The organism is Streptomyces sp. NPDC058000 (genome assembly GCF_042886435.1).
Classification (GTDB): Bacteria; Actinomycetota; Actinomycetes; order Streptomycetales; family Streptomycetaceae; genus Streptomyces.
In genome coordinates this window covers 208,428-217,639 of the sequence record NZ_JBHVQS010000001.1, presented here as the reverse complement: position 1 = coordinate 217,639, position 9,212 = coordinate 208,428, and the positions used below count along the sequence as shown (strand labels likewise).

The window sequence follows — 9,212 nt, the reverse complement described above, 5'->3', positions numbered from 1 at the left end:
ATGCCCCCTGCTGATATTTCGTCTTTGCCCCGCGTCCTTTCCCGGATCTACCGTGAAACAGCTCGACGAGGTGCCCACCGCGATTTCTCCGAGGATTCGCGCTCTGCGCACGCTGATTCTTCTTCCGTCGAGCGGACAAACACGCGATGGAAAGGACCGGTGGCATGAGCGCGATGGAGGACGGATCGGGAACGGGGGAATTAGCGGGAAAGCGGGCCCTGGTCACGGGCGGTACTCGCGGAATCGGAGCGGCCGTCGTGCGGCAGCTCTTGGACGCGGGCGCCGAGGTGCTCACGACCGCCAGGTCGGCGACGAGCACGGTGCCGGAGGGGGCCACCTTCGTGGCGGCCGACGTGCGGACACGGGCTGGCGCGGAGGCGCTCGCCGCGGCCGTGCAGGAGCGGCTCGGCGGGGTGGACATCCTGGTCCACAACGTGGGCGGGGCGCGGCCGCACAAGGACGCTTCGGCCATTCCCGACGAGGAGTGGCAGGACGCGCTGGACCTGAACTTCCTGGCGTCGGTGCGGCTGGACTCGCTGCTGGTACCGGGCATGCGGGAACGGCGTTCGGGGGCGATCGTGCACGTCTCCTCGGCCGCGGTCCGCACCCCGGTAGGACCGTTCCTGCACTACACCACGGCGAAGGCGGCGCTGGAGAACTACAGCCGCGGGCTGTCCCTGGAACTGGCCCCGTTCGGAATCCGGGTCAACACCGTGTCCCCCGGCCGGACCGCCACCCCCGGTGGCGAGGCGACGCGGGAGCAGTGGGCGGACCTGGCCGCGGCGCCGGGCCAGACCAACGCCGACGACACCGTGCCGCTGGGGCGCGACGGCCGGCCCGACGACATCGCCGACGCGGTGCTGTTCCTCGTGTCCGGCCGGGCGGGCTGGCTGACCGGGAGCAATCTCTTCGTCGACGGCGGCGAATTCCCCAGGGGCTGACGCCGACGACATTCCGGAACGCCGTTTTCGGCAAAAAGAATTCATTGAAATAAATTCATCGACCTGCGCCGCGGCGCATCACTGGGTTGTGAAAGAAAAAGCGAAGGAATCCTGGCATGGGTAAGTACAGCGATAAGTACAGCGACAAGAACGTAGTGATCACGGGTGGCGGCAGCGGCATAGGGCTCGCGATGGCGGAACTGCTGGTGGACGGCGGGGCCCGGGTGGTGATCACCGGCCGTTCCGAGACCGCGCTCGACGCCGCGCGGGAGCGGCTCGGCAAGAACGCGGTGGCCGTCCGGGGCAATGTGGCCGCACTGTCCGACCTGGATGCGCTGGCCGCCCGCGTGAAGGACGAACTCGGCACGATCGACGCCCTGTTCGTCAACGCCGGCATCGCCAGCCTCACGCCCTTCGAGTCGACGACCGAGGAGGCGTACGACGAACTGTTCGCGATCAACGTCAAGGGCGCCTACTTCACCGTGCAGAAGCTCGCCCCGCTGCTGAGCGCGGACGCCGGGGTCGTCCTCACCACCTCGATCGCGAACGCCGTCGGCCTGCTGGAGACCAGTGTCTACGCGGCCGGGAAAGCGGCGCTGCGCTCGATGGCCCGCAGCTTCTCCCGCGAGCTGCTTCCGCGCGGGATCCGCGTCAACGCGGTCAGCCCCGGCCCCATCGACACGGGAGTTCTGGAGAAGGCGATGACCGTGGAGGCCGCTGAGGAGCTCAAGGCGCAGATGGTCGCGGACAATCCCATGCGGCGTTTCGGCACCCCCGAAGAGATCGCCAGGGCGGCCGCGTTCCTTGCCTTCGAAGCCACTTACACCACCGGTGCCGAGCTCGTCGTGGACGGCGGCACCACCCAGCTCTGAGCGTGCCCCGCCGTTCTGCCGCGGGCTCGCACGGCACCACGGAACGCCACGTTCGACAGGAAGAGTTCAGCGGCGCCCGCCCCCCTCCCCGCCGTCAGGACACCGGTGAGAGGAAAGCGGACTCGGACCAGGTCTCCTGACGCAGGAGTTCGAGCAGGGCCGTCTCCGCCGGGCCCGCGCCGTGCCGGACCACGGCGATGACGGGCCGGGACACGACCGGGAACACCGGGCGCACGAGGTGCTCGTAACCGGGGGGCACCGTGGAGGCCGGGACGAGCGTCACCCCCAGCCCGTGGGCGGCCCAGCGCACGGCCGTCGCCGTCTGGGAGACGCGGGCGGCCGTGGCCGGGGTCAGGTCGTTGTTCCGCAGCACGTCCAGCAGCACGTCCAGCAGCACGCCGTCGAGCGCGCTGTCGCGGTCGAACCTCATCCACGGCTCCCCCTCCAGTTCGCGCAGCTCGACCCGGTCCGCGGCGAGCTGCGGGTGCTCGGCGCCCAGCACCACGACGAACTCCTCATGGCCGAGGCAGTGGGCGTCGGCGGGGGTCCGCTCGCACGCCGCCATCAAGGAGAGGTCCAGCGCGCCCCGGCGCGCCAGCCGATCCAGCTCGGCGGAACTCGGCTCCTCGAAGACGGTGACCTCAAGCCGCGGGAAGCGGCGACGCAACGCGCCCAGCGCGCCCGGCAGCTGCCGCGTGCCAAAGCCCATCTGCACCGCGACGACCAGCTCGCCCACCAGCTCCTCGGCACCGGCCCGCGCCGTCGCCCTCGCCCGCCGCGCCGCGCTCACCGCGGCCTCCGCCTCCCGCAGGAACGCGCGGCCCACCACGGTGGGCACCAGTCCGCTCGGCGTGCGGGCGAACAGTTCCACGCCGAGCTCCCGCTCCAGGCCGCGGATCTGCTGGGACACCGACGGTTGAGCAACGTGCAGCAGCTCCGCCGCCGCCGTCACCGAGCCCTCCTCGGCAACGGCCAGGGCGTACTCGAACTGACGAAGGCTCATCGACTCCCGTCCCCTCCCTGCGCTGGACCGCGGCCCCCCGTTGTCAGCGCTGTCATAGCAAGCAACTCAGTTCCACCGGCGAAGATTCCCGTGGACACGGTCAGCACCGATCTGCCGCTTGGTGGCAGGCGGCGACGACGCGATGAGGCCGTCGCTTCCCTTCGCCGCGACGGCCCCCGTACAGGTGGCCCGGCACCGTTCCACGTCGAGTCCGCCCCGGCCGGGACGCCACGCGGAAAGAGGCGTGGCCCATGCCAGCGGATCCGAACCGGTGATCCCCCTACGCGCCACCAACTCCGTTGAATTACAAGGGAGATGGGACGAAGCGGGACGCTTAAGGTGTCGACGCGCCTCAATGCGCATCGCACACGCACAACACCCCCCTGATCTGCGTTTCCGCAGTTCAGGGGGGTGTTACCGGCGGTAGCGGAGGGATTTGAACCCTCGGTGACTTGCGCCACACTCGCTTTCGAGGTTTGTTCGTGCTGGTCAGGGCCCAATCCGCGGACGTTCAGGCTCGTTCATCCCCGTACTCCCATCCGTGGCGTGAACCGTCGTGAACGGCGCCGGACGGCGATGAATGAGACGGAAACTGAGACGCGCCCGGCCATCGCTGACCGGGCGCGTTCGCCATTCCTGAGCGCGTGGCCGCGCTGCTGCGGCCAGCCCGCTCACCACTGGCAGAAGGCCACCGTGGCATCGTCGCCGGACTTGTAGCGCGGCCATCGCCGGCCTGTCGGGTCCGTAGCCTCAACGCGCCGCACGGTGTCGAGTAGCTCGCCCGGCCCTCCCGCCCTGAGCGTTGCGAAAACCTCAGACCAGGTCGCCATCTCGTACTCCAACACGAGCCTTGACGTGCCATCGGAAAGCACTGCGGCCGCGTGCACTTGATCGAGCGGTGTGGAGCCGATCACGCCGTGCTCTGCCGCTTCCGGGCCGGCCATAGCCACCCAGTACCCCTCCGGAGTGTTGCGCACTTGCCGTTGCGCAACGACGAGGCGTTGCAGGGCTTCTCTGTGTTCTTGGGTGTGAGTCTCGTACCTCTCAACCTCGGCCTTCAGCTCAGGAAGGACCTCGTCCACTCGAAGGTCAGTAATTGCCGAGCAGCCCTGCGGTCCATCGAAAACGATCGGTGAATCCGCGAGAACGAGGTGATCGAGGACGTCCTCCCGATGCCGCAGAATCGCGACCGTGGCCGACGGCGTCCCCGGGTTGCCGAGGTCGCACTCGGGGTGCAGCGCCGCGGTGCGTTCGAGAGCATCAGCGAGCCCCTCAGGCAGGGGGCGGTCCGTGTCCGCGAGAGCGGCGACGATGTGGCCGCCGAGGTGGGCGACGTACCAGGGGACGCCGTGCTGGCACCCCGTGGCCAGTCCTGCCGTGCTGAGTCCGTCCAGCACTACGGCAAGCGTCGGTGTGGCGGCCACCCAATCCTCGTTCGGGTTGGTTCCCCCGGGACGTGTGTCGATGGCGACGCGCATGATCAGCCCTCGTGTCGGTAGAGCGGGGTGACGCGACGGCTCTCCAGCACGTCCAGCGTCTTCGGGTCGTAGCGGCAGGAAATGAGTGTCGAGAATCGACGGGTGCGAACCTCTCGGTACAGCTCAGCGAGGTTGTTTTCGAGGTAGTGCACGACCCCGTTGGCGCCAACGGAGTGGATTCCCGCGATGTAAAGGAACGTGCCGCGGCCATCCAGCCGAGGGAGCCTTCCCAGGTAGCCGAAGTCACTCGCTGAGCCATCCTCATCCATCGGCGAGCGGTAGACGTTCCCGTCGTTCTTGTCCACCAAATGCCAGGCGTGATCCTTCTCGAACGCCAAGTTGTTGTCGCCCGCAAGCACCATGGCTACGACGGGGGACAGTCGGGGCCCGCAGACGACCACGTGGTTCTCGCGGTTGAGATCGACGATGCCGGACGGCGGGATCACCTCGTACTCCGCGTCCAGCTTCATCCCGCTCAGCAGCTTCCGCAGGTGTTCGAAGTTCTTGAAATCTTCCCTGGTCACAACCTCACTCGGGTTCTGCTCAGGGGTCTTACCGCCCTCGTACTTGCCACCGAGTGACACGGTCACGAGGTCCGTGCCGAAGAACGCCCGCTCTGGGGGCGGGCCGGCGGATGCGAGCTGCCCTACCCGGCCGCGACTCACGCCAAGCTGTGCCGCGATCTCGGCCTGGGTCATGCCGGACGCTTGCGCTTCCTCAATGGCTTCGCGGCGGACGCGAGACAGCTCCAGCACCCAGCCCTGATAGGTCGCCATCAGAGCGATCGCGGCTTTGGCTCGCTCGACCGGGGCCGCGATCTCAGAGACCCGCTTCATGTCGTTGTGCACAGTTCTCCAATCCTCGCTTAGGGGGTCTAGCAACCCTACCGCGAGAGGGGGTTGCGCGAACCTTCGGGGTTGCCTATGGTCTCTAACAAGCAAGACGGCAAGCCCCCCTAAGCAAGCGAGAGGGGATGCCTTTCCGCCTCGTTTGACCTGCATAAACGCACGGCAGAACGGCCCCGCCGGCCCCGCTTACACGCGGCCCGAGCGGCAGCACCACCCTCCGGCCATCGGGTCGGAGGGGAGCGGCAGATGGCCCGTCGGCTGTCAGACCCGGTGCGAACAACCTGGACAGCGGTCCACCAGCGCAGGGAGAACGGACTCCGCAGGCTGGTGAGTGCATTGGCACTGAGACACCGAATCCCGAGCGAGGGCGAATCCTCGCGATGACCGGTCGGTGGATAGGACTGCGGCGACACAGCTTCCGAGTGTCGCCACGGACGGTGTAGGCACTCCCTCACGTTGCGCGTGAGAGCCGAAACGGACGATGTCGCCGGAAGACCACGACCGCAGCGGGTTCCCACTTCACCCAGAGACCCACTGCGCGCATTCATCCCAGGCGACCGCGGGCTATCCGCGGCCGGTTGCCTCCCCCGCCCGTCCGGGCGCCCTCTCGCGGGCTGCTCGTACGGGCGGGGCGCGGGGAGCCGGACACCCCGGCTCCTTCTCTCGAAGGAGCGTTCATGGCCCTGGTTATCGGCTTCGGCGGCAATGGCGAGTTCCGCAACGACATCGCGGACCAGGCCGACGAGAGCTACACCGTCACCGCCGGCCCCGGTGAGGTGGTCCACCTCACCGACGACCAGATCACCGTCGTCCAGGACGACGAGAACCGCTGACCCTCGGGCCGAGCTGGCCCGCTTCACCCCAAACGGCACGCGCCCCGGAGTAGCCGCTCCGGGGCGCTGACGAGCCGTTCCCGCTGAAAGGAAGCAACGACCCATGAACCAGATTACCGTCGCCGACGCCTTGACGGCTTTCGAGCCGTGGCTGGAGCCGACCGCCGCCGAACTGGCCGCCATCGAGGGCGAGATGCCGCTCATCACGGCGGAGGCGGACCTGCTGGACGCCTACGTCACCGTCATGGACCGCCCGGCCACCGAGCTGGACGTGCGCCGCATCCGCCGGGCCCGCCGCCGGGTGCTGGCGGCCCGCCGGGACCTGGCCAACCGCACCGCCGCTGGCGCTGAGCTGCCGGAGGTGGGGGCATGAGCTACAGCACCGATTCCGCCCTGGCCGCCGCGCACGGGGACGTGAAGGCGGAGATTTCCCGCACCGACACCAAAGCCTCCCTGCTGCTGGCCTTCGACGGGGCCGTGCTCGCAGGCGTCTGGTCGGTCGCCAGCAGCGTCCACCTGTCGGCCGCGGCTCGGATCGTCGGCGCGGCCGGCGTGGCGGTACTGCTGGGTGCGGTCGTCCTGCTGCTGCGCACGGTCCGGCCGAACTTGGGCGGGTCCCGGCCGGTGGGGTTCCCGTTGTGGGCGACGCTGACCGCCGGCGAGGTGCTGGATGTGCTGGCGGTCGATGACCGCGCCGAGCACATCGCGACACTGTCCCGCATCGCGGTCGCCAAGTACGGCCGGTTGCGCCGGTCGATCAACTGGACGTTGACCGGCGGTGCGCTGCTGGTCGGCGCTGGGGTGCTGGCGTGGGTGGGTGCGGCATGACCGAGCCGACCGTGTACCTCGATTCCCTCCCGGAAGCGGCCGTGGCGTTGCTTCGCGCGGTTCATGACGCGCTGGACATCCCCCTGTCGGGCACGGCCGACGCAGATGGCCGCGCCTACGCCAGGCTCCTCCAGCACCGTGCGCTCGATGCGCGGGTCATCCTCGCGGGTGTCCTCCACGACGACCACAACGTGGGGCGTGCCGCTGAGCAGCTGCGCGAGTGGACGGCAGATCAGCCGGTGACCTACACCCCGTGGACCGCCGACGGGGGTGCGGCATGAAGGTCAAGACGGTGCTGCCCGCCGTGGCGATGACGGCGGTGTCGATGGTGCTCACCTTGGCCGTGGTGGTGATGTGGCTGGGCACGGCGATGCCGTGGATGGTCGCGCTGGTCGTCGGTCTCGGGATCGACGGCGGCTGGCTGGCCACCCTCGCCTACGAGCGGCGACTCGCCGCACAGGGCGACCACTCCACCCCCGTCACGGTCGTCGGCTGGGCTTTCGGCACGGTGGCAACCGGCGTCCTAGTCGCCCACGCGCTCACCAGCTCGTCGCCGGCCGCGTGGCTGGCGGTCTCCTGGCTCCCCCTCGCTGCCAAGGCCCTGTGGCTGGTCCATGGGCTGTGGGAGCGCACGGCCCTGACTCCGAGGGCGCTGGAGTCGATCCGGGGTATCCAGCAGGAAGCCCGGGACGACGCGGCCGTGGCACGGGCTCGACTCCGGGCTGAAGCGGCTACGGAGGAGACTCGGTTGACGGCCGTGACGGGGGCCGGGGCGCGCGTCGCACGCGTCCAGGCCGCGACCGCTGTGACGCTTTCCAAGGCGTGGTCGACGCTGGAGACGGCGCGGGCGGGTGAGGAGACCGGCAAGGCGCTGACCAGCGTGACGACCCCCGTCACGCCGGGCGTCACACCCCGCTGGGAGCTTCCCGTGTGGGGCCCCTTCGAGCCGGTCAGGGCTCCCGCCCTGGACGCGGCACCCGGCCTCACCGATGACGAGCTGGACGCGTTGGTCGACCAGATCCGTCACAGCGAGGTCCCTGCCCTGTCCTACAACAAGATGTCCGCCCGCTTCCGGGCGGCCGGTCACTCCGCCTCTGAGGTTCGCTTGCGGGCCGCGTGGAAGCGCGTGGCCGCCTGATGGGCACGCTGCCGGTGTTCCGGTGGCGCCTTGCCCCGGATGGCTACGCCACGCGCCGCCAACTGCGTGCCTGTGGTCTGCGGCCCGGTGGGCAGCAGGTGGTGGCGCAGCTCGAACGGCCGCGCCGCCGCCGGCCCCCGCTGGTCGCCTACCTCTACCGGGTCGACCTGGCCAAGCCGGTCCGCCCGATGACGCCCGCCCGGTGGGCGGCGCTGGCTAAGGCCAACGCGGCCCGCCGCATCTGCCCCACCTGCCGTACGGACGCCGGGTACTGCATCCCGCGCTCAATCGGCATCTGCAACGCCTGTGCCTACCCCGACGACCAGCAGCGCGCGGCCTGAGCTGCTCGCTTGTTGAGAGGACCCTGACGTGGGCCTGTACGACCGGATCATGAGCGCCACCAACGACCCGACCAACGTCCTGAAGGCCAACTCCGCAGCCCAAGCCGCAGCCCGAGTGGCCACCGACAGCGGACACTCCGGCCTCGCCGTGGCCGCCGCTGCGGGCGCCGCGCTGTTCGTCGCCGCCGACACCCTGCTGCACGCCCCGAAGGCCAGTGGCGGCTACGCCACGTTCGACACCGACGACTAACCAGCACCCCGCCATGAGGAACCCAGGAGGAAACACCATGGCTCTTCGCTACGGCGACCAGGTCCGCGTCATCGCCAGCCGCGACTACCCCGCAGCCGTCGGCAAGGTCGGCACGATCGTGGACCCCAACCCCGACCGCGCCGAATGGATCTCCCTGAAGGGGATCAACAGCGGCTTCATGGACGGCCTGTGCGGCTTCCCCAGCTTCCGTGCCGACGAGCTGGAGAGTGCCTGATGGCCAGCCGCCGCTACCAGTTCGACAACCCCCTGCCAGCCCCGCGGCAGGAGCCGCCCCTGCCCGTCTACCAGCCCCAACCGATGCCCGGCCCGGCCGTCTACGAGGACGGTCGGCCGATCGTCGTCCAGCACATCCACCACGCCCCGCCCGACCGCACCGTCCAGCGCGTCGCCCTCGGGGCCGGCGTCGGCGGCGGTGCCGTGGCCGCTGGTGTCTTCCTCGGTCCGCTCCTGATCGCCGCGATCTCCTCCATGGCCATCTCGATCGGGGCGGTCGCCCTGGTCGTGGTCGCCGTCTCCTGGGGCCTGGTCACCGGCGTGAAAGCCCTCGGCGGCCCGGAGGGTGAACAGGCCGCGAAGAACATCGCCAGCGTCGCCAAGGCCCGCCGCAGCCGCGGCTGACGGTTGCCCGATCCGCCCGTCTCGTACGGGCGGTGAGGGGA

14 protein-coding genes are annotated in these 9,212 nt (G+C 69.7%); 11 read left to right on the top strand and 3 right to left on the bottom strand.

Going from position 1 to position 9,212, the window contains the following annotated elements:
• Window positions 1-164: 164 nt before the first annotated feature.
• Together ACFVT2_RS01085 and ACFVT2_RS01080 are read left to right on the top strand one after the other, a co-directional pair.
• Window positions 165-941 carry an SDR family oxidoreductase gene (locus ACFVT2_RS01085; RefSeq protein ID WP_390010663.1) on the top strand — a complete coding sequence of 259 codons (777 nt, stop codon included), beginning with the start codon at window positions 165-167 and terminating at the stop codon, window positions 939-941.
• Between the two features lie 116 nt (window positions 942-1,057).
• Window positions 1,058-1,813: an SDR family oxidoreductase gene (locus tag ACFVT2_RS01080; RefSeq protein WP_390010661.1), complete on the top strand. Its 756-nt coding sequence runs from the start codon at window positions 1,058-1,060 to the stop codon at window positions 1,811-1,813.
• 94 nt (window positions 1,814-1,907) lie between these two features.
• Here the strand turns inward: ACFVT2_RS01080 and ACFVT2_RS01075 are convergent, their stop codons facing one another.
• From ACFVT2_RS01075 to ACFVT2_RS01065, 3 genes are all read right to left on the bottom strand, one after another.
• The gene (locus tag ACFVT2_RS01075) at window positions 1,908-2,816 is read right to left on the bottom strand and encodes a LysR family transcriptional regulator (RefSeq protein WP_390010659.1); all 909 of its coding nucleotides are present in this window, start codon (window positions 2,814-2,816) and stop codon (window positions 1,908-1,910) included.
• Window positions 2,817-3,487: 671 nt separating this feature from the next.
• On the bottom strand, window positions 3,488-4,294 hold the full coding sequence (locus tag ACFVT2_RS01070) for a hypothetical protein (RefSeq protein WP_390010657.1): 807 nt from the start codon (window positions 4,292-4,294) through the stop codon (window positions 3,488-3,490).
• Between the two features lie 2 nt (window positions 4,295-4,296).
• On the bottom strand, window positions 4,297-5,142 hold the full coding sequence (locus ACFVT2_RS01065; protein WP_390010655.1) for a sigma factor-like helix-turn-helix DNA-binding protein: 846 nt from the start codon (window positions 5,140-5,142) through the stop codon (window positions 4,297-4,299).
• Between the two features lie 677 nt (window positions 5,143-5,819).
• Between ACFVT2_RS01065 and ACFVT2_RS01060 the strand changes: the two genes are divergently transcribed.
• The 9 genes from ACFVT2_RS01060 to ACFVT2_RS01020 all read left to right on the top strand — a co-directional run bounded on the left by ACFVT2_RS01060 (window position 5,820) and on the right by ACFVT2_RS01020 (window position 9,171).
• Complete coding sequence (locus ACFVT2_RS01060; protein WP_390010653.1) at window positions 5,820-5,975, top strand: hypothetical protein; 156 nt, start codon at window positions 5,820-5,822, stop codon at window positions 5,973-5,975.
• A gap of 103 nt (window positions 5,976-6,078) precedes the next feature.
• A complete protein-coding gene (locus ACFVT2_RS01055) occupies window positions 6,079-6,348 on the top strand; it encodes a DUF6284 family protein (protein WP_390010651.1) in 270 nt (89 codons plus the stop codon).
• On the top strand, window positions 6,345-6,803 hold the full coding sequence (locus ACFVT2_RS01050) for a Pycsar system effector family protein (protein WP_390010649.1): 459 nt from the start codon (window positions 6,345-6,347) through the stop codon (window positions 6,801-6,803). The genes ACFVT2_RS01055 and ACFVT2_RS01050 overlap by 4 nt, the downstream gene beginning before the upstream one ends.
• A complete protein-coding gene (locus ACFVT2_RS01045; protein ID WP_390010647.1) occupies window positions 6,800-7,084 on the top strand; it encodes a hypothetical protein in 285 nt (94 codons plus the stop codon). Before ACFVT2_RS01050 ends, ACFVT2_RS01045 begins: the two co-directional genes overlap by 4 nt.
• Entirely contained in the window at window positions 7,081-7,941 is an 861-nt protein-coding gene (locus tag ACFVT2_RS01040; RefSeq protein WP_390010645.1) for a protein spdB, read from the top strand. The genes ACFVT2_RS01045 and ACFVT2_RS01040 overlap by 4 nt, the downstream gene beginning before the upstream one ends.
• The gene (locus ACFVT2_RS01035; protein ID WP_390011204.1) at window positions 7,941-8,282 is read left to right on the top strand and encodes an RRQRL motif-containing zinc-binding protein; all 342 of its coding nucleotides are present in this window, start codon (window positions 7,941-7,943) and stop codon (window positions 8,280-8,282) included. Before ACFVT2_RS01040 ends, ACFVT2_RS01035 begins: the two co-directional genes overlap by 1 nt.
• A 28-nt stretch (window positions 8,283-8,310) precedes the next feature.
• A complete protein-coding gene (locus ACFVT2_RS01030; protein ID WP_390010643.1) occupies window positions 8,311-8,532 on the top strand; it encodes a hypothetical protein in 222 nt (73 codons plus the stop codon).
• Between the two features lie 37 nt (window positions 8,533-8,569).
• Window positions 8,570-8,767 carry a hypothetical protein gene (locus ACFVT2_RS01025; RefSeq protein ID WP_390010641.1) on the top strand — a complete coding sequence of 66 codons (198 nt, stop codon included), beginning with the start codon at window positions 8,570-8,572 and terminating at the stop codon, window positions 8,765-8,767.
• On the top strand, window positions 8,767-9,171 hold the full coding sequence (locus ACFVT2_RS01020) for a DUF6251 family protein (RefSeq protein ID WP_390010639.1): 405 nt from the start codon (window positions 8,767-8,769) through the stop codon (window positions 9,169-9,171). The genes ACFVT2_RS01025 and ACFVT2_RS01020 overlap by 1 nt, the downstream gene beginning before the upstream one ends.
• Window positions 9,172-9,212: the final 41 nt, after the last annotated feature.

Bases quoted from the DNA above. Each gene is read 5' to 3' on its own strand.
- ACFVT2_RS01085 (WP_390010663.1), top strand. From the start codon at position 165: ATGAGCGCGATGGAGGACGGATCGGGAACGGGGGAATTAGCGGGAAAG.
- ACFVT2_RS01055 (WP_390010651.1), top strand. From the start codon at position 6,079: ATGAACCAGATTACCGTCGCCGACGCCTTGACGGCTTTCGAGCCGTGG.
- ACFVT2_RS01070 (WP_390010657.1), bottom strand. From the start codon at position 4,294: ATGCGCGTCGCCATCGACACACGTCCCGGGGGAACCAACCCGAACGAG.
- ACFVT2_RS01045 (WP_390010647.1), top strand. From the start codon at position 6,800: ATGACCGAGCCGACCGTGTACCTCGATTCCCTCCCGGAAGCGGCCGTG.
- ACFVT2_RS01020 (WP_390010639.1), top strand. From the start codon at position 8,767: ATGGCCAGCCGCCGCTACCAGTTCGACAACCCCCTGCCAGCCCCGCGG.
- ACFVT2_RS01060 (WP_390010653.1), top strand. From the start codon at position 5,820: ATGGCCCTGGTTATCGGCTTCGGCGGCAATGGCGAGTTCCGCAACGAC.
- ACFVT2_RS01080 (WP_390010661.1), top strand. From the start codon at position 1,058: ATGGGTAAGTACAGCGATAAGTACAGCGACAAGAACGTAGTGATCACG.
- ACFVT2_RS01035 (WP_390011204.1), top strand. From the start codon at position 7,941: ATGGGCACGCTGCCGGTGTTCCGGTGGCGCCTTGCCCCGGATGGCTAC.
- ACFVT2_RS01040 (WP_390010645.1), top strand. From the start codon at position 7,081: ATGAAGGTCAAGACGGTGCTGCCCGCCGTGGCGATGACGGCGGTGTCG.
- ACFVT2_RS01025 (WP_390010641.1), top strand. From the start codon at position 8,570: ATGGCTCTTCGCTACGGCGACCAGGTCCGCGTCATCGCCAGCCGCGAC.
- ACFVT2_RS01050 (WP_390010649.1), top strand. From the start codon at position 6,345: ATGAGCTACAGCACCGATTCCGCCCTGGCCGCCGCGCACGGGGACGTG.
- ACFVT2_RS01075 (WP_390010659.1), bottom strand. From the start codon at position 2,816: ATGAGCCTTCGTCAGTTCGAGTACGCCCTGGCCGTTGCCGAGGAGGGC.